General features: G+C 58.0%; 16 protein-coding genes. 8 read left to right on the plus strand and 8 right to left on the minus strand.

Annotated elements, in window-relative coordinates; translation table 11 throughout:
- Positions 1 to 48: 48 nt before the first annotated feature.
- The 5 genes from M8010_RS03885 (at position 49) to M8010_RS03905 (ending at position 6896) form a co-directional block, all read left to right on the plus strand.
- On the plus strand, positions 49 to 1185 hold the full coding sequence (locus tag M8010_RS03885; RefSeq protein WP_250088973.1) for an ABC transporter ATP-binding protein: 1137 nt from the start codon (positions 49 to 51) through the stop codon (positions 1183 to 1185).
- A gap of 18 nt (positions 1186 to 1203) precedes the next feature.
- Positions 1204 to 2268, plus strand: coding sequence for a LacI family DNA-binding transcriptional regulator (locus M8010_RS03890; RefSeq protein ID WP_250088974.1), 1065 nt, complete (start codon positions 1204 to 1206; stop codon positions 2266 to 2268).
- Positions 2269 to 2305: 37 nt separating this feature from the next.
- Positions 2306 to 3268: a carbohydrate kinase family protein gene (locus tag M8010_RS03895; RefSeq protein WP_250088976.1), complete on the plus strand. Its 963-nt coding sequence runs from the start codon at positions 2306 to 2308 to the stop codon at positions 3266 to 3268.
- Between the two features lie 132 nt (positions 3269 to 3400).
- Positions 3401 to 4012: a Yip1 family protein gene (locus M8010_RS03900; RefSeq protein ID WP_250088978.1), complete on the plus strand. Its 612-nt coding sequence runs from the start codon at positions 3401 to 3403 to the stop codon at positions 4010 to 4012.
- Positions 4013 to 4139: 127 nt separating this feature from the next.
- A complete protein-coding gene (locus M8010_RS03905) occupies positions 4140 to 6896 on the plus strand; it encodes a cation-translocating P-type ATPase (protein WP_250088983.1) in 2757 nt (918 codons plus the stop codon).
- On the opposite strand, the gene M8010_RS03910 is transcribed toward M8010_RS03905, so the two are convergent.
- Positions 6877 to 9285, minus strand: a complete 2409-nt coding sequence (locus M8010_RS03910) for a phosphoketolase family protein (protein ID WP_250088985.1) — start codon at positions 9283 to 9285, stop codon at positions 6877 to 6879. The two genes, M8010_RS03905 and M8010_RS03910, sit on opposite strands and share 20 nt — an antisense overlap.
- 103 nt (positions 9286 to 9388) lie before the next feature.
- Positions 9389 to 9775, minus strand: a complete 387-nt coding sequence (locus M8010_RS03915; protein ID WP_250088987.1) for a glutaredoxin family protein — start codon at positions 9773 to 9775, stop codon at positions 9389 to 9391.
- Between the two features lie 202 nt (positions 9776 to 9977).
- On the opposite strand from M8010_RS03915, the gene ilvD reads away from it, so the two are divergent.
- The 3 genes from ilvD to M8010_RS03930 are packed head-to-tail and all read left to right on the plus strand — an operon-like array spanning position 9978 to position 13099.
- Positions 9978 to 11654 carry a dihydroxy-acid dehydratase gene (ilvD, locus tag M8010_RS03920; RefSeq protein WP_250088988.1) on the plus strand — a complete coding sequence of 559 codons (1677 nt, stop codon included), beginning with the start codon at positions 9978 to 9980 and terminating at the stop codon, positions 11652 to 11654.
- 23 nt (positions 11655 to 11677) lie between these two features.
- Positions 11678 to 12592, plus strand: coding sequence for a D-alanyl-D-alanine endopeptidase (gene pbpG, locus M8010_RS03925; RefSeq protein WP_250088989.1), 915 nt, complete (start codon positions 11678 to 11680; stop codon positions 12590 to 12592).
- A gap of 27 nt (positions 12593 to 12619) precedes the next feature.
- Positions 12620 to 13099: an asparaginase domain-containing protein gene (locus M8010_RS03930; protein ID WP_250088990.1), complete on the plus strand. Its 480-nt coding sequence runs from the start codon at positions 12620 to 12622 to the stop codon at positions 13097 to 13099.
- On the opposite strand, the gene M8010_RS03935 is transcribed toward M8010_RS03930, so the two are convergent.
- The 6 genes from M8010_RS03935 to phoB all read right to left on the minus strand — a co-directional run bounded on the left by M8010_RS03935 (position 13100) and on the right by phoB (position 19333).
- On the minus strand, positions 13100 to 13792 hold the full coding sequence (locus M8010_RS03935) for a pseudouridine synthase (RefSeq protein ID WP_250088992.1): 693 nt from the start codon (positions 13790 to 13792) through the stop codon (positions 13100 to 13102).
- Positions 13793 to 13794: 2 nt separating this feature from the next.
- Positions 13795 to 14826 carry a metal-dependent hydrolase gene (locus M8010_RS03940; RefSeq protein WP_250088993.1) on the minus strand — a complete coding sequence of 344 codons (1032 nt, stop codon included), beginning with the start codon at positions 14824 to 14826 and terminating at the stop codon, positions 13795 to 13797.
- A 149-nt stretch (positions 14827 to 14975) separates the two neighbouring features.
- The gene (locus M8010_RS03945; RefSeq protein WP_250088995.1) at positions 14976 to 15725 is read right to left on the minus strand and encodes a THxN family PEP-CTERM protein; all 750 of its coding nucleotides are present in this window, start codon (positions 15723 to 15725) and stop codon (positions 14976 to 14978) included.
- 163 nt (positions 15726 to 15888) lie between these two features.
- On the minus strand, positions 15889 to 17085 hold the full coding sequence (locus M8010_RS03950) for a lytic murein transglycosylase (protein ID WP_250088996.1): 1197 nt from the start codon (positions 17083 to 17085) through the stop codon (positions 15889 to 15891).
- A 205-nt stretch (positions 17086 to 17290) separates the two neighbouring features.
- Complete coding sequence (gene phoR, locus M8010_RS03955; RefSeq protein WP_250088998.1) at positions 17291 to 18607, minus strand: phosphate regulon sensor histidine kinase PhoR; 1317 nt, start codon at positions 18605 to 18607, stop codon at positions 17291 to 17293.
- Between the two features lie 33 nt (positions 18608 to 18640).
- On the minus strand, positions 18641 to 19333 hold the full coding sequence (phoB, locus tag M8010_RS03960) for a phosphate regulon transcriptional regulator PhoB (protein ID WP_250088999.1): 693 nt from the start codon (positions 19331 to 19333) through the stop codon (positions 18641 to 18643).
- Positions 19334 to 19335: the final 2 nt, after the last annotated feature.

The following is a 19335-nucleotide window of genomic DNA, read 5'->3' on the forward strand; positions in this document are numbered from 1 at the left end:
ACATCCGGGCCCGCTTCCTGAGCCGGGCTCAACAGAGGAGTCTCCACCATGGCTTGTGTGGAACTGAAAAAAATCAATAAAACCTTTGGCAACATTGAAATTATCCAGAGTGTGGATCTACGGGTTGAAGACGGCGAATTCGTGGTTTTTGTCGGGCCCTCGGGCTGCGGGAAATCCACGCTTTTGCGTCTGATAGCCGGTCTGGAGGAACCCACAGCGGGAGATATCGAAATCGCCGGGGAAGTCGTGACCGACCTGTCCCCGAAGGAGCGGGGCGTAGGCATGGTGTTCCAGTCCTATGCGCTTTACCCGCACATGTCGGTGTACGAAAACATTGCCTTCGGGCTGAAACTGGACAAAGCCAACAAGGGCAAGGTCCGGGAGTGGGTGGAGAAGACTGCAGAGATACTCCAGCTGACCAGCCTGCTGCAGCGCAAACCCCGGGAGTTGTCCGGTGGCCAGCGTCAGCGGGTTGCCATTGGCCGGGCCATGGCCCGGGAACCGCAAATTATGCTGTTCGATGAGCCGCTGTCCAACCTGGATGCCAGCCTGCGCGTGCAAATGCGCACGGAGATTGCGAAGCTGCATGATCGGCTCCAGTCCACCATGATTTACGTCACCCACGACCAGGTGGAAGCGATGACCCTGGCCGACAAGATCGTCGTGCTCAACGGGGGCCATATCGAGCAGATAGGCACCCCGTTCGAGCTCTACGAAACGCCTGCAAGCCTGTTTGTGGCGGGATTCATCGGTTCGCCGAAAATGAATCTGATTCCCGCCATCGTAAAGGCGACGAGTCCGGGAAAGTCTGTCGATGTTGAGATTTGTGGCATGGGAACGGTGACCGTGGAGCGGGATGCCTCCCACATGGACGACGGCACAGAAATGACCGTGGGGCTGAGGCCGGAGCATACCCGGCTTTCGCTTTCGGGGCCGGATTCCGGGCTGGAAGTGGTGAATGTGGAATATCTGGGCAACGAGGCTTATGTGTACCTGGAAATGCCCGGTATGAACGAACTGGTCGTGGTTCGTGAATCTGTTCCCTGTCAGATCAGGGCCGGCCAGAGGGTTACCCTGAATGCCGACCCTGAACGCCTGCACGTTTTCGATGCCGACGGACACAGCCTGCCACGGGTGGGGCTGAGGAAGGAAGAAGACTCGGTTCAGCAAATCGCAAGTCACTGAGACATGGGCCAGTAAGCGATGGAAACAACAAACCCTGATAACCGGCCAAAGCGGTTGACCGTCAAGCTGATGGCAGAGAAGCTTAATGTGTCCACTGCGACCATCTCGAATGCCTTCAACCGGCCGGATCAGCTTTCGGAGGCCCGCCGCCGGTGGATCCTGGAAGAATGTAAACGCCATGGTTACCTGGGCCCCAATGCCGCCGCCCGCAGCCTTCGAACCGGGCGCACCGGTAACGTCGGTGTGATGCTGGCGGATAACCTGGCTTACAGCCTGACCGATCCGGTGGCCAGTGAGTTTCTTCATGGCCTGGCGGAAGTGTTCGACCAGCGTCAACTGAACATGTTGTTGTTGTCCAGCCAGGAAGATGACGAACACCGCAGCCGGGTGCAGGAAGCCATGGTCGATGGCTTCATTGTTTACGGCTGGCTTAAGAAGGGTCGCACCTATGACCGTCTGCTACAGCATGGCAAGCAGATGGTTGCCGTGGATTTTGACCTGGAGGGGTGCACCTGGGTCAACATCGACAACTATGAGGGGGCAAGGCGCAGCGCTGAGCATGCCCTGACAAAGCCACCTTCCAATGTTGCCATCATGGGGTTGCGCCTGGTGGACACCGATCGGGTTTGCCGCATTCGTGACCACGAACTCTTCAATGAAACAAGGGCCATTTCCGTGCGCCGGCTTCGAGGGTACCTGGATGCCCTGGAGGCCGCCGGCTATAACGTGTCTTCCGACAGAATCTGGTCTACACCCACCAATACCCACCAGGACGCCTACCAGGCGGCCCGCGAGGCGCTGACCAGCAACCCGCGCCCCGATCTCATGCTGTGCATGAGCGACCGGATTGCCCTGGCGGCCATTCAGGCTGCCCTGCAAATGGGGCTGAGGGTGCCGGAAGATGTTCGTATCGTGGGTTTTGACGGCATTCCCGAAGGGGCCAACCTGCACCCGTCATTAACCACGGTTTATCAGCAGAGCGCAGAGAAAGGTCGCACAGCAGCACGGATATTTCTCGGAGAGAAGGAAGACCGCAACGTATTGCTGCCAACCTGTTTGCTGGTGCGGGAGAGTTGTCCGTGAATGGCTACGGGGTAAGAGATTCCAGAGGAGAGCCAGAGTGATCGACATACTGTGTTTTGGTGAAGCGCTGATCGATATGCGCGGTGAGGCGGTTTCCGGCCGGCGGGTCTATATCCCACAGCCCGGCGGTGCGCCGGCCAACGTTGCGGTTGGTGTCGCCCGGCTCGGCGGCCGTTCCGGCTTCATCGGTCAGGTAGGTGAAGATGTCTTCGGTAACGATATTCTATCAGCGTTGGTGGAATACGGTGTTGATGTCTCGCTCACCCGTCAGACTGGCAAAGCGATGACAGCGCTGGCGTTCGTTACCCTCGATGATGACGGTGAGCGCAGCTTTGCATTTTACAGGACTGAAACGGCGGACATGCTTTACAAAGCAGAAATGTGCCCGGACGACGCACTTAAGCAGGCGGGTATTGTGCATTTCTGCTCAAATACCCTGACGGCTCCGGCTATCCGTGAGACCACCTTTGCACTGATGCGGCGCGCCAGAGAACATGGCTGCCTTGTCAGCTTTGATGTGAACTATCGGCAACCACTCTGGCCTGCTGCAGAAGTACCGGCGCCTCACATTCTCAAAGCCGCCAGTATGGCGGATATCGTGAAATTCAGCCGTGAAGAGCTGGAAGCATTGTTCGGTGAGGGGGCCGACCTGTCCGATGACTTGCTGACTGAAAAAGTGCAGCTCTTGCTTGTTTCAGACGGAGCCCGTCCATTGCAGGCATACTGCTCCGGGCGGACGCTTACTTTGCAGCCGCCGCGTGTCGAGGCGATAGACACCACCGCGGCCGGGGATGCGTTTGTTGCGGGATTGTTGTTCGGGCTCGGCGGGCAATCCGTTAAGAGCACCGCCTTTAATGACTGGCTGGCAGTGCCGGGAAATATTGAGGAAGCACTGGCATTTGCCAGCCGGTGCGGCGCCCATGCTGCCATGCACTTCGGAGCATTTGATGCCTTGCCGACACGTAATCAGTTGCAACGGCTGGTGCCGAAAATCACCTGATTTTCATGCCTCTGCGGCTTTTCCTTCTGCAATTATTGACTATAGTTAAGAACAGGTAGGGCCTGATCTGTTCAGGCCTGCGGAACGTAACACAATTCATTAACAACAATACCAGCCCAAGGGGGTTGAGCTATGCTCCTGAATCATGCGTTTGGCCTGTTTACCCATCCGGACAGTGAGTGGGCAGAAATCCGCAAGGAACATGCGCCGCCCAGAAGGCTCTATGTTGCCTACGTATTGGTGCTTGCCGCCATCGCGCCGATTTGCGCCTACATCTCCACGGCCCACTTTGGTTGGACGGTGGGGGCCGATCGTTTGATCAAACTGACGGAAATCAGCGCGCTGCAGATGAGTGTGCTGACCTATCTGGCCATGCTGGTGGGTGTGTTTGCCCTGGGTTATGCAATTAACTGGATGGCGAGAACATACGGCGCCAACGAGGAGTTGGTGCCATCCAATGGCATCGCATTGGCGGCCTACTCCTGCACTCCGCTCTTCCTTGCCGGGTTTGCGCTGCTTTACCCGGTACCCTGGTTCAATGCCATCGTTTTTCTGGCGGCCGCCGGTTTCGGTGCCAAGCTGATGTTTGACGGCCTGCCAATTGTCATGGGTATCCACAGAGACAGGGCTGTCATGTACGCAGTGTCGCTGTTGACAGTGGCCTTGGTGATTCTGGTGTCCACTCGCGTGGGATCCGTTATTCTCTGGAACTACGGCTTTGGCCCGGTATTTATACAGGGTTAGGAACTGCGGAGTGCTGACTGATTGGCCGGAAACTTCGGCCAATCAGTTTGAATGTTGATCTGAGGCAATCCCTGAGGAGCCATGGCCGGTTCCAATAGAGACAGGTACACCGCCAGGGAGTCCGGCTATGTCATCCTCTGAATCGGCTTTTTCAGAATCTGTTGAACCGGCAGATGGTCGCGGCGTGCATTGGCATGCTGTGGGTATTGACCAAGCCCGGTCACACCTGTCCGCCTCCGGACCACTGTCTGCCAAGGAAGTGTCAGACAGGCTGAGCCAATACGGACACAATCGCCTGCCGGAAGCTCATCGGCGGGGGCCTTTCGCCCGCCTTGGCAATCAACTCAGAAACTTCCTGATTTACGTGCTGATCACCGCAGCGGTAATCACCGCCCTGCTGGGTCATTGGGTGGACACCACGGTGATTCTGGCGGTCGTGGTGATCCAGACGCTGGTGGGGTTTATACAGGAAGGGAAGGCGGAACAGGCACTGTCGGCAATTCGGCACATGCTGGCGCCAAAAGCCGTGGTGATCCGTGATAGCGGCCAGAAGAAAATCGATGCGGCAGAGCTGGTGCCCGGTGATACCGTACTCCTCGAACCCGGGGACCGGGTGCCCGCAGACCTCCGTCTGGAACGTTGCCACAACCTGAAGGTTGAAGAGGCAGTGCTGACCGGAGAGTCCGAGCCGGTAGACAAGACCACCGATGAGCAGCCGGCCGATGCCGTTCTCGGTGATCAGCTCAACATGGCCTTTTCGGGAACCATGGTGGCCACGGGTACAGGCCGAGGCGTAGTGGTCAGAACGGGAGCGGAGACTGAAATCGGGCGGATCTCCGGCCTGCTGCAGGATACTGCAACCCTTAAGACCCCCCTCCTTGAGCAGATCGACCGCTTCGCCCGTTATCTGTCCATGATCATTATTGTTGCCGGAATAGCGATTTTTGCCGGTGGGCTTGCACTGAGCGGGCTCCCGGTTCGCGAACTGTTCATGGCGGTTGTGGGCCTGACGGTGGCGGCTATCCCCGAAGGACTTCCCGCCATTCTCACCATTACCCTTGCCATCGGCGTGCGGCGGATGGCAACCCGTCATGCGGTTGTTCGCAGAATGCCGGTGATTGAGACCCTTGGCGCCGTGTCGGTGATCTGTTCTGACAAAACCGGAACCCTGACCCGTAATGAAATGATGGTGACTGCGGCGGTGGTAGCCGGGAAGCGCCTGGATGTAGAGGGCGAAGGTTACGAGCCTGATGGGGATATCCGCGACGGCAAGGATGTGAGCGCTGGCAGCCCGTTGCTGAACGAACTGGCCAGGGCTGCGGCACTGTGTAATGACGCCCACCTGGAGCGCCATGACGGGACCATCCGCGTTGCCGGTGACCCGATGGAGGGAGCGCTGAAGGTTTTTGCCCAGAAGGCGGGGTTTGATCCGGAGGCGGACGGTCGTCACTGGCCACGGGCTGATGAGGTTCCGTTTGATGCCGAATATCGATTCATGGCGACACTCAACCATGATCATCATCGCCATGGCGTGGTGTACGTAAAGGGGGCCCCGGAGCGGATCCTCGAAATGTGTACCAGCATGGTAACTGACAGCGGTGATACCACGTCACTGGATCAGCAGGCCTGGTCAGATGCCATTTCCGAGCTTGCATCAGAGGGTCTCAGGGTGCTGGCTCTGGCCCGCAGGCCGGCCGATTCGTCACAGAATACACTGGCCGTAGAAGACGTAGAGGATGGATTGGAACTGTTGGGGCTGGTAGGGCTTCTGGATCCACCGCGGCAGGAGGCTATCCAGTCTATTCACGACTGCCATGACGCCGGTATCCGGGTAAAGATGATTACTGGTGACCATGCCATGACAGCCAGTGCCATTGGCGCGCGTCTGGGACTGAAGAACACCACTCGTGTAATCACTGGCCGCGAGCTTGACCAACTGAGTGCTGATGAACTGACGCAGGTCGCCGGCGAGGTGGATATCTTCGCCCGCACCAGCCCCGAGCATAAGCTGCGGCTGGTAGAAGCCTTGCAGTCGCTGCACGGTGTCGTGGCAATGACCGGGGATGGTGTCAATGACGCTCCGGCGCTCAAGCGTGCCGACGTTGGTATCGCCATGGGAGTAAAAGGTTCTGAAGCGGCCCGGGAGGCAGCGTCGGTGGTGCTGCTGGATGATAACTTTGCCAGCATTGCGGCCGCCGTGCGGGAAGGACGCACGGTTTACACCAACCTCAAGAAGGCCATTGCGTTCATGCTGCCGATAAACGGGGGCGAATCCATCAGTCTGATTACGGCTTTGCTGCTGGGGCTGTCCCTGCCTATCTCCGCGTTGCAGATTCTCTGGGTGAACCTGGTGGGTTCGGTAATCCTGGCCATGACGCTTGCGTTCGAACCTGCCGAGCCGGGGGTCATGAAGCGACCGCCCCGGCCCCGTGATGAGTCACTGCTGGCAGGGTTTGTAGTCTGGCGGGTCGCCTTTGTGTCGCTGTTGTTCCTGATCGGTATTTTTGCTGCCTGGCACTGGGCGATGTATCAGTTTGACGATGAATCTGTAGCTCGCACCCTGGCGGTGAATACGCTGGTGGCCATGGAGGTCTTTTATCTGTTCGCGGTGCGTTATCTCGATACCGCCTCCATTACCTTGCGTGGTGTTCTGGGTACGCCCATAGTGCTGCTGGCCGTGGGTGCGGTCATCCTGTTGCAACTGCTGTTCACTTATTTACCACTGTTTCACAAGACCTTTGGCACGGCTCCACTAAACCCTGGTGCATTGGTCTTTGCGTGTGGTGCCGGCGTTATCGTACTTCTGGTGCTGGAGCTGGAAACCTGGCTCAGGCGCCGCATGGGCCATGGGCCCGAAAACGCTGTCAGTTCTGGCTCCGGGTGACAATGGCAGCATCGCCACGGCCCTCAACGGCAGCCAGCTCCGCGCTGGAGAGCCACTCCCCGGGTGGCCGCTCCAGTACGTCCGCGCAGGCAGCCAGGGCGTGGGCCCAGGAGCACCGGTTGGCGAACAACATGCCCGCTTCGTTCAGAGTACCTCCGCGGTTGATGTAACCGAGCACCCGGGATGTTGACGGCGTCGGAAACAACGGCGAAAGATGGCCGCGGAACACCTCCGGACGCATATGGGTGGCGGCGACCCGACGCGTCATTCTCCTGGGGAACAGACGTTCCTGTTCCAGATCGCGAACACACTGAGCCGCTTCCAGGGTGTCCCGGGGTTCACGGAATCGGCCGGGCTCCTGCAGATATACAAGCCGGAATGGCGTGCCGGTTTCCCGCAACCGCTCGCTGGCAAGGATCATTTCAGAGAGCTGGTAGGCACCGTTGGCGATCAGCATTACGGGCTCGCCGGGGGACGTGTCTTCATCCACCACCAGGGCTCCGTTTTTCGCCAGGGCCCTTGCCTCGTCCCTGTCGAACACCACTGGTCGGTCGCGTTTCGGTATGACCATGCAGGTCAGTTGTCCGCGCCCCTGGTAGACGCCGGGCAGTGCTTCAAGGGTGCTGTTATAGTCCGCGGGAAAAAGCACACGGCTGACATCGCTCATTTCTCCCAACAGGCTTTCACAAAAGGTGGTGTCCTGGTGGGACTGCTGGTTTTTGCCATTTTCCCAGGTATGGGAGGTGACAACTATCGGAAAACCCAGCCAGCGCGCGGGCCGGCCAACTTCCTTCTGCTGGCGGGCAAAGATTAGCTCCTGCCGGACGGCGCCGAGCATTTTTACACAGAAGGCCTCGTAGCTGGCCACCAGGTTGAGCCCTCCCTTGTTGGCCAGGCAGGCTGACACCACGGCTTCTTCATTAAGAGCGGTAATGATATTTCCGTGAACGGATTCCTGTTCGCTTTCAGGGTCATTTACCCGGTGTTTGAGAGCATTGAGGACGCCCTCCAGGCGGTTGCTGGCCAGCTCATCCGGGTTGCCCACGCGCGCCCTCAACGCGGGATTTGCCGCGACCAGGGCCTGAAAGAAATCATCGACTGCCAGCATTGGTGAACCAGAGTCATGAGAGGAGGGCAGTAGTGGTATGACCGGATCTGGCGGATTGCGCGTCGCCAGGGCATGGTCCCGTTCCAGCGGCCGGTTCTGTTGCCAGTGCTGGTTGAGCTGGCTGATGGCCTCGGCCAGCTGGTCCGGCGGTACCCAGAGCAAGCCGGCATGGTGGTGGAACAGTTCTCTGGCCCGGGTGTCGATTTTCGGGTTTCCCGGTAATGGCAGGTTGTGGGCGGGATTGCTGCCGGCACCGTAAAAGCCGTAGCCTTTTGTGGTTTCGGCAATGCCGTAGGGGATCGGAATCGGGTATTTGCGCTCCTCTCTCAGGGCCTGCTGGCGATAATTGTCGAGTTTTTGTTCCATGTTAAACAGAGTGCAGACAAAGGCTGCCGGATCGCGGCCATCAAACAGCAACGGTTCGAAACCGCGGTGGGCCAGGTGTTCGCCAAACCGTTCCAGGCCGGCGCGGGTTCCCAGTTCTGTGCGTTGTTCAATTCGCCGGCCATTGGCAATCATGATGGGCAGGACCGTGCCACAATCCTCGGCTCGCCACCAGCGTGGAACCCAGTCGCTGCCACGTTGTTCTTCCGCTGCGCCATCAGAAAGGAAAGCTACCAGCGACTCCCCTTGCAGTGGCATGTGGGCGTACTGAAGTTCCGCGAAACCGAGGTAACCGCCCTCGATGATGCCTCCGGCGGTGTGGGGGCTGACGTGACTGCCGAGCGGGGCTTCCATGCCGCCGTCCGGCGTTTGGCGGTAACTGTAGAAATCGGAAACCAGCCGCGATAATCCGTCCTTGCCCTGGTAACGGTTCTGCTGTTCCGGATGAAGGTTGCCTGTCAGCACATTTAGCGCGTCGATCGCGGCAACACAATGTCCTTGCCCCATCAGCCAACTTCGGGTCTGGCCGGTCAGGTTGTTCAACGCAAGATAAGCAGCGTAGGCAGGAACCATGTTCAGCGCTCCGCCCGTATGGCCTTCGGGATTGGTTTTGAAATCGTTGGGTGGCAGGGGCGCTCCGCTGGTGTCGACCCGCCTGGTATAGGTCATGTGCGCGACCAGCCAGAGGCCGGCACTGGCCAGACGATCCAGGCTGGCCAACTTGCGATAGACAGTATTGGTGTCGGGCTGAAGCCCTGCGGCAACCAGTTCGCTGGCCATTTGCCGGGCCTGGTCGCAGGTGTTTTCGCAGTGGTGGATGACGCCATAGCCCCGCCGCCAACGCTCGTAATCAGAAACGGGCTGCTCGACAGGATCCGGGTTTATAGGAGATGACATGGCGGGCCTCCGTGGCTTCAATATATGAAGCGATTATAGGAGGCGTAGATTGAAGAACCGTTGATGCAGATCATTCGGACCTGCATCTTGTTTTACCGCTTGCTCATTCAAACCGCTGCTGTAGCCAGGACTTGATGTCGTCAGACTCGTACAGCCACTGCTCATGGCCACTGTCCCCGCGAATCATCAGGCAGGGCACCTTGACGCGTCCGCCGCCGGCGGCAAGGGCTTCACGGTGACTCTCGTTGTGTTGGGCGTCCCGGGTTTCGATATTCAGCCCCAGGCGTGCCATTTCCTTACGGACCTTGATACAGAACGGACATGCCGTGAACTGGTAAAGCGCCAGATTGTCGCAGGCGCTATCCACACGAGCCTGTTCTTCAGGGGGGCGCTGGACACTCTTCGGAGTGCTGACTTTTTCGCTGATCAACATAAACGGGGTCAGGACCAGGCGGAGAGTGCGGAAAAAATAACGGATAATGAATCTCATGGACGGGGTGAGGCTCCGATAAAAGGGGTGAGCCGACACAGGGGGCTCACCAGATACGAGAGCGCGTACAGTATCATTCAGCCGGGGGCCAGGCCAGGACTGGGGGCAGGGCGTGTTGCTGTCAGGGGGTGTTTCTGCCAATCTCATGTTCAAAGCAGCAACAAGGCCGGGCTTACCGGTGGTTAAACAGGAGAACAATGCGATGACAGAAGACAAACGCCGCCGCTACTCGTCCCCAGTGGTGGATGGTCTGGGTAAATCGGCAAGCCGCGCCATGTTGCGGGCTGTGGGCTTCACGGATGACGATTTCCGCAAACCCCAGATCGGTATAGCTTCCACCTGGAGCAACCTGACTCCCTGTAACATGCACATCAACCAGCTTGCGGAAGAGTCCGCCGCGGGCGCCGATGAGGCGGGCGGTAAAAGCCTGACGTTCAATACCATTACCGTGTCTGATGGCATTGCCAATGGTACCGAGGGCATGAAGTACTCGCTGGTGTCGCGGGAGGTGATCGCCGATTCCATCGAAACCGTGGCCGGGTGCGAAGGGTTTGACGGCCTGGTCGCCATCGGTGGCTGCGACAAGAACATGCCAGGCTGCATGATGGGGCTGGCGCGACTGAACCGGCCCTCGGTGTTTGTTTATGGTGGCACCATCATGCCCGGGAAGAACCATACAGACATTATCTCGGTCTTCGAGGCGGTGGGCGCCCATGCCCGTGGAGATTTGGATCTGATCGAGGTAAAGCAGATCGAGGAAACGGCGATCCCCGGCCCCGGCTCCTGCGGAGGCATGTACACCGCCAATACCATGGCTTCCGCCATTGAGGCCATGGGCATGAGCCTGCCGGGCAGTTCGGCCCAGAACGCCATTTCCGATACCAAGGCGGCGGACTGCCGGGCGGCGGGCGCGGCGGTGCTCAACTTGCTGGACAGGGATATCAAACCGTCCGACATCATGACTCGGGAAGCCTTTGAAAACGCGATTACCGTGGTGATCGCCCTGGGCGGTTCCACCAATGCCGTGCTGCATCTGCTGGCTATGGCCAGTACTGTCGGGGTTGAATTGTCGCTGGACGATTTCGTGGAGATCGGCAAGCGGGTTCCTGTCCTTGCGGACCTGCGCCCCAGTGGCCACTACATGATGTCGGAGCTGGTGGCCATCGGTGGCATACAGCCGCTGATGAAGATGCTGCTGGACAAGGGTATGCTCCATGGTGATTGCATGACCGTCACCGGGCAGACTCTGGCCGAGAACCTGAGGGATGTGGCGCCCTATCCGGAAAGTCAGGACATCATTCATGCCTTTGATAACCCGATCAAAGCAGACAGCCACCTGCGTATTCTCTACGGCAACCTGGCGCCCACGGGGGCGGTGGCCAAGATTACCGGCAAGGAAGGTACCCATTTCACCGGCCGGGCGCGGGTGTTTCACTCCGAGGAAGAGGCCCAGGAGCGGATCATGGACGGCACTGTTGTGGCCGGGGATGTGCTGGTGATCCGTTACGAGGGGCCAAAAGGTGGTCCGGGTATGCGGGAGATGCTGACACCTACGTCCGCGATCATGGGCAAAGGGTTGGGCAGCGACGTGGCGCTGATCACTGATGGGCGGTTTTCCGGTGGCAGTCACGGCTTTGTGGTCGGCCATATCACGCCGGAAGCCGCTGAAGGTGGTCCATTGGCACTGGTTGAGAATGGCGACACAATCACCATAGATGCCGTTGCCAACCGTATTGAGCTGGATGTTTCCGGGGAGGAGATGGAGCGTCGCCGTACAGCCTGGTCAGAGCCGGCCCCACGATTTGCCCGCGGCGTGCTGGCCAAGTATGCGCGAACGGTTAGCTCGGCCTCGGAAGGCGCGGTGACAGACAAACCCTGAATGTAATAAGAAAGGTTGATGTGATGATCCGATCCGTCGGTTTAATGGCGATGGCGGCGTTGCTGTTGGTGATGTTTTCCCCTGCTAACGCAGCGCAAAGGGCAGAGTTGCAACTGGCTTCGGTCAACGCAGCGGTGGCTTATGCGGATGCAGATGAGCTGGTCTATGGCAAAAACGCTGACCGCCTTGTGCCTATTGCCTCCATAACAAAGCTGATGACGGCTCTGGTGGTGATGGAGTCCGGGGAGCCACTGAGTGAATGGCTGGAGTTCAAGTCGCGTCATATCCCGGCACCCGCAAACGCCTATACCCGCATTCGTGAAAAATCTGAGCTACGACGTGCCGATGTGCTGCGGATTGCGTTAATGTCGTCAGAGAACTTCGCGGCTTATACCCTGGCTCGCCACCATCCGGGAGGCTACGACGCCTTTGTCGAAGCAATGAATGTGAAAGCCCGGGAGTTGGGTATGTTGAACACCCGGTTTGTGGACCCCACCGGGCTTTCGGTTAAAAACCGCTCCACGGCGTCGGACCTGGTTAGCCTTGTCAGGGCTGCCAGCAAGTACCCCCAGATCAGGGAGTATTCCACCACTCGCTACTTTACTGCCGGCTTCCGGCAACCCCGCTACCGTCTTGCATTCGGTAACACCAATATTCTTGTGCACCGCGAAAGCTGGGGCGTGGGTGTCAGCAAAACCGGCTATCTGTCCGAGGCAGGGCGCTGTCTGGTCATGCTTTCCGAAATGGATGGCCGGCCTGTCATCACAGTAATGCTGGACTCTCTGGGAACCCGGTCGCCCATGGGGGACGCGGGGCGGATCAAGCGATGGCTGACCACCGGGGCTGGCGGAAGTGTTGCTGCAGCGGCGCGGGCGTATGAGCGGAAAAAGAACGCCGCTTATGCGGCCTCTGACGGCACCTCTGCGAGTGTGAACTGACACCGAATCTATCAGGAATATTGACCAATGATCGAAATTTTCACCACCGGCGGCACCATTGACAAGGTGTATTTTGATGCCAACAGTGAGTTTGAAATCGGAGATAGCCTGATTACAGAACTGCTTGCAGAATCCAATATCCGAGACGGCTTTTCGGTCACAGGCCTGATGCGAATGGACAGCCTGGAGATGACAGATGAGGACCGCGAGGCAGTCAGGGTTGCGGTCAGCCGTAGTTCCGCGGAGCAGGTTCTGATCACTCACGGCACCGACACCATGCCAGATACGGCGAGGGCGCTGTTGCCGGTCAGCGGCAAAACCATCGTGCTCACCGGCGCTATGCAGCCGGCCCGGATGCGTCGCAGTGATGCGGTTTTCAATATTGGCTTTGCCTGGGCAGCATTGACGTTGCTGCCCCATGGGGTCTATATCGCCATGAACGGTGAGGTGTTCGAAGCCGGCTCCGTACGCAAGAACCTGAAGGCACAGCGGTTCGAGCGGACCTGATCAGGCCACGGAACGCGCCTCTTCGGCGGTTAGCTCACGGTATTGTCCTGGTGCCAGTTCCGGGTCCAGAACGATGGCTCCGATTTGCCATCGGTGAAGGCCTTCCACATGATTGCCTACCGCCGCCAGCATTCGTTTTATCTGGTGGTATCGCCCCTCTGAGATTGTCAGATCTATTAACCGTTCATCCAATCTGCAGACGCTCGCGGGTTTGGTGGGTGTGGGCTCGTCACGCAGTAAAACGCCCTGTTCCAGCAGGGCAATGGCCCCGGCGTCTATGGTCTCACTGAGTGTGACCCGATAGGTCTTGGGGCAGCTCACTCTGGGAGAGGTTATCCGGTGGGACCACTGGCCATCGGTTGTCCGCAGTAACAGTCCCGTGGTGTCTGCATCCAGCCGTCCGGCGATGTGCAGCCCTCGACGCAGGTCCGTTGGCAGCAGGTCCAGCGCGGTGGGTTGCTGGCTGTCTGTGGTGGCACTGATGACGCCGCTGGGCTTGTGAAGCATGAGGTAGCGCTCGACGGGCAGCGACAGGAGTTCACCCTCAAGGGTGATCAGAGACTCCGGGGAGACCGGTGTGCCGGCCTTGCGGCAGGCTTTCTCATCCACCTGCACCCGGCCGGCACTGATCGCCTTCTTCGCATCCCGTCGCGACAGCGCCGTGGCGTTGGCTATGAAATAATCCAATCGCATGCTCAGGTACAGCCTTCACCGGGCGGTGGTAATGTCAGGCTGGCAAGGCATAGCACCTGCGCCGAGCCGGTCATTCGCGACCAGAGCACCCCCAGAAGTTCGCTCTTGATTGCCGGACGCTCCATCTGCGAACTGGGTTGTTGCTTGAACCCGTTACCATCATCGTTCGCCAGGATAAAAGTAAACGGGTGCGCTCCGGGTATACCCAAGCGGATATCAGTGGCTGTCAGCTTACCGTCGTCTATCTGGTACTGCAGGAAACCCCGGGTGAACCACTCGAGCCGTTGTCCCTCAGGCAGGGAGCGGGCAGCTTCGGCCAGATCGGGATTGCGGTGAAAATGTTCCAGAACGATAGGTCTGTCACCGTCCAGGAAACCGGTGACGATCTCCACCCGCCGATCACTATCCATAACAGTGACACGCCACAATACCGTGTTGAAAGGCATTGGCTGCACCATTCGCGGTGCGTCCTGGAGACCTTCCTGTGCCAGCGCTTGCTCGACCCGGTCGGAAATGATCTGCTGGGCGGTGAAGCTCCAGCCAAGATAGAGCGTCGATACCATAAGACCCATGACAACCGCCCTGGTGTGTTGGCCTCGGACCAGGAAAACCAGAATGCCGGCCAGTAAGGGCAGGGTGTAGAGCGGATCGATAATGAAGATGCTGCTGATGGCAACGGGCCAGCCAAAGGGCCAGAACAACTGGGTGCCGTAGGTGGTGAAAGCGTCAAGCAGCGGGTGCGTCAATAATACCAGGCCGGTGACCGCGAACCAGCGTTTGTAACTGAGAACCGGGCGCCATCGGTGCAACGCATAGGCGATAAGAACTGAAAGCGGAAACAGGATGAACAGGGAGTGGCTGAAGCCCCGGTGCTGGGTAAAGTTTGCCACAGCGGTGCCATAGTCAATAACCACATCGAGATCCGGCAGCGTGCCCAGAGCCGCGCCGATCAGCAATGCCGAACGGCCAAGGGTTTTTCCGGCAACCGCGCCGGCCAGCGAGGCGCCAAGTGCAGCCTGGGTAATCGAGTCCATCGGGGTTAAGACCTTGTCAGTGGAGTCCGACAGGTATTATGCGTGGAAACGGCTTTTGGATCACGGGGTGTGGTTGGTTGGGTTGCAGAAAGAAAACCGCCGGGAGGAATATACTCTCCGGCGGCTGCGTATGTTGACTTTCAGTAGTGTTAAATTTTTCGACGGCGTGCCAGAACGAAGCCACTCAATCCGAGTCCAAGGAGGGCGAGGGTGCCGGGTTCAGGTACTTCTACAGTCCGGACGTTCAGCTTGGCAAGTAACTTGGCTTTGTTCCACTGTTTTTCTTGCGTTTCGAGGCTGTCACTGACAGTGGTTTCGCAGCGTTCGCCAAACCATGCCGAAGTGCACTCACGATCTTTGAAACCGATTAGTTCGAGGGAATAGATCTCACTTCCCAATTGAAATTCGGAACTTGTAATTGAGTTATCAAAAGTCACGATGTCTTTCGAGTCATCGTCATACCAGCAGAAAAAGAATAAACAGTCTTTCGAGTTGGGCGTTTCTTCATGGAAAAACTCGAAAACTCCCGTTTGGGGCCCCGAGTTTCCAGCGCTGGAGTCAAATGATGCGGAAACTTTCAAGGAAACGCTGGTGATATCGCTGTATTCGGGGATGGGGTTGTTATGGTGTTTGAAGGCGCCCAAAACGAAAGCATCTGAGTTGGATATCTCTACTGAACCGTCGACACCATTGAATCCGTAGACACTTTTGGAGTAATCCGAACCCCAGGTAATCCACGAGTAGCCAAGACTGTCAGAAGTACTGGCGTCACTCGCGCCTGCACCTTGAGGGTCTATCCACTCACCACTGACATCACTCATGGTTACTGGAAAAGCCGCCACACTTGTGGTTAAGGCTAGCAACGTACCGCCGATGATTCCTTTCAAAAATAACTTCATAGTCGAGCCCATATTTCCAATTGTCGTGATTCGATACAGGTAGTTCGTGTAGCGATTTCAGTCATAGATGCGAAATATGTGCCAAAAAATAAATCATTTAAATTACAGTAAGTTATGGGTTATTCGTTATTGGTATGTATAAAAATCTGACACTTTTGTCGTGTCATAGCGTCACACCAAGAGATTCCAGAACCCTATCACCGGGATAACCGTCGGCTACAAGATTATTGGCGGCCTGATAGCTTCGGATGGCTGAGCGGGTATCGGGGCCCATAATGCCGTCGGGTTCGCCGGTGTCGAAGCCTTCTTCATTCAGAGCCTGCTGGATAGCGAGTATGTTATCCCGTGACAAGGCCGGCAGATCTTCCGGGGGAGGGTTCTGTAGCCCTCCGGCGCCCGCAATCCGGTCCGCCAGATGCCCCACGGCGATGGCGTAGAATTCGGAGCGGTTCCAGCCCATGATCACGCCAAAGTTCTTGTAGGCGAGGAAAGCCGGCCCGCGGTGGCCAGATGGGACCACCAGAGAGGCCTTGATGGGCTCGTTGGCAAGGGCGTTGCCGAATGCGTCGGTGATACCCATTTTCCGCCATTCTTCCAGTGAAAGCCTGCGGCCATCCGCCAGCTCATAATCGAAATTTTCCGGCAGGAGAACCTCCCGCCCCCAGCGGTAATCGCCATCCCATCCCAGATCTTCCAGAAAGTTACCAGCCGACATCATGGCATCCGGCAGGCTGTTCCACAGGTCCCGCTTGCCGTCACCATCACCGTCCACGGCGTGGCGCAGGAAAACGGTAGGCATGAACTGGACGTGGCCCATGGCACCGGCCCAGGAACCTTCCATCTGGTCAGCGGGTATTGCGCCTTCGTCAATGATTCGCAGGGCAGCAATCAATTGTTCGGTAAAAAAAGCGCTGCGGCGTTGGTCACAGGCCAGTGTAGCCAAGGAGCTGGGTACCGGCATCTTGCCGAAATAGGCACCGAAGTTGGTTTCCAGCCCCCAGAAAGCCACCAGGTACGGAGCGGGGACTCCGGTTTCACGAGTGACCCGCGCGAGCAGTTCCCGGTGTTCCTTTAGCAGGTCCCGACCACTGCTGACGCGCTGATCGTTTACCCTGCGGTTGAGGTAGTCGGCGAAGGTGGTCGTGAATTCCGGCTGGCGTCGGTCGAGCTCGATGACTCGCTCCAGGTATTCGGCACTGGCAAGTACTTCCTTGGCAGTCTGCGATGATACGCCGGCATCAATCGCCTGGCTTTCCAGCCTTTCGATACACTGGGGGAAGTCTTCTGAAGTATTGCTGTGGGCGATGCCGGGCAGGCTTCCCAAAGCCAGCAGCCCTGCAAGTGACAGCTGGTGAATCATCCGTTTGCCTGCAAGAGTCCCTGTTAATATGGTCGGCACGCTGAACCTCGGTCTGGAGTGGATGGGTCAGGCTCATGGTAGCCTGTTTTTGCTGCCCTTAAATACCGTTGATGGCTGCTTTCGGTGACAATTCTTTAACCCCGGGTTTCCCGTGGCCATGTGTGTGTCGTTATCGAAGTGGCAGGCAAGTTCGCGGAGGAGGCCGTCAGGATGCTGTTTCAGGCAGTTGCTCCGCCAGTCGCTCCCGGGGGAAGTGGCAGATGAACTCGCTGCCGTCGCCAATACGGCTGCGTATCTCAAGCCGTCCGTCATGGTTCAGCAGAACATGCTTGACGATTGCCAGCCCGAGGCCGGTCCCCCCGGTTTCCTTGTGCCGGCTGGGGTCGGCGCGGTAGAAGCGTTCCGTGAGCCGTGGGATGTGGACCGGATCAATGCCGATGCCGGTATCTTTCACTGACAGGTGTGCGCCTTCGCGATCAGTACTCCAGGTAACGGTAATCTGCCCACCCGGCGGGGTATATTTCACCGCATTGAAAATCAGGTTGGAAAAGGCACTTCGCAGCTGACTCTCATCGCCGGTGATGAAATGGCGTTCCGAAAGGTTAACGCTGAAGACATGCCCCTGATCACCACTGAGGGCTTTGGCGTCGTGACAGATCTGGTTGATCATGGCGCTGACATCGGTTACTGCATCGCTGATGGTCTGCTCCCCGGTTTCAATCCTCGATAACAGGATCAGGTCGGTAATCAATGCCTCCATGCGGGTGGACTGCTGAGCCATGGTGTTGATCGCCCGTCGCCATTTGGGGGGCAAATCATCCGCGTTATCCACCAGGGTTTCCAGGTAGCCGCTGATGACGGTCAAAGGCGTCCTCATTTCATGGGATACGTTGCCGACAAAGTCGCGCCGCATCTGCTCAAGCTGGAACAGACGGGTAACGTCCTTGGCCACAATCAGCCGATCATCGTCGCCAAACAGACTGATCTGGATCTGTAAATGGATATGAGGCCGTGCCGGTGAGTTCAGCTCCAGAGGTTCGCGGTAGTCCCGGGAGTCGAAATAGGCCTTGAAGGCCGGGTTGCGGATCAGGTTATGGATGAACTGGCCCTGGTCCGAGCTGCGGCGAAATCCTAGCAAATGTTCCGCCGAACCATTCCACCACTCCATGGCACCACGCGAGTCGGTCATGATCACGCCATCACGCATGGCATTGGTGGACTCCTGGACCCGGTTGATCTGGGCGCGGAGTTTGTCCTGGGTACGGAGGTGGGTCTGGTGAAGTTTGTGGAGGCCGTCGAAAATGTCGCCCCAGAGGCCTACACTCAGCGGGGCCTCATCACTGCCACCGGGGCTGCCGAGCCACTGGTACAGGCGCTTGGCCTGGGCAAGGGTCCACCACAGGTAAGCCAGAAGTCCTGCGGTCAGCCCGTATAGTGGTTCGCCAAAGAAGAGCCCGATTGCTGTGCAGGCGATCAGGAATGCGATAATCCATCGCACATACTTTGACCAGTTGTGTTGCATTACTGCTGCCCCTGAGTCTTTTCCCGGCGCTGGTTATGCTGCTCTGGTTGAGAATCGGTAGCCGGTGCCACGCACTGTCTGAATCAGGTGATCGTATTGGTCGCCAAGAGCCTTACGCAAACGGCGTATGTGGACGTCTACGGTGCGCTCCTCAACGTAGACATTCCCGCCCCACACCTGGTCAAGCAGTTGTGAGCGAGTATAGACCCGTTCCTGGTGTGTCATAAAGAACTGTAGCAGCCGGTATTCCGTGGGGCCGATGTTCAGCGCGCCGGTTGCCGTAGTGACACGGTGACCTACCGGGTCCAGTGTCAGGCCGTCCACCTCGATGGGCGTTTCCACTCCGGGCGGGGTGGCACGACGCAGAACCGCCTTGAGCCGGGCGACCAGTTCCCTGGGGGAGAAAGGCTTGGTGATGTAATCATCCGCACCCACTTCCAGGCCCTGGATCTTGTTGTCTTCCTCGACCTTGGCGGTCAGCATGATGATTGGTATTTCAGCGGTAGCCTCTTCTTTCTTCAGGCGACGCGCCAGTTCAACACCACTGGTGCCGGGAAGCATCCAGTCCAGAAGTATGAGATCGGGCTGTTTATCGACAATCAAGGCATGCGCTTCGCGGGCATCCGCTGCCTCAAGGTAGTCGTAGTCGGCCATTTCGAGGGCAACGGCGATCATTTCGCGGATAGGTGCCTCGTCATCGACGATCAGGACAGTTTTTCCAGTCATGA

The organism is Marinobacter sp. ATCH36 (assembly GCF_023555055.1).
GTDB lineage: Bacteria > Pseudomonadota > Gammaproteobacteria > Pseudomonadales > Oleiphilaceae > Marinobacter.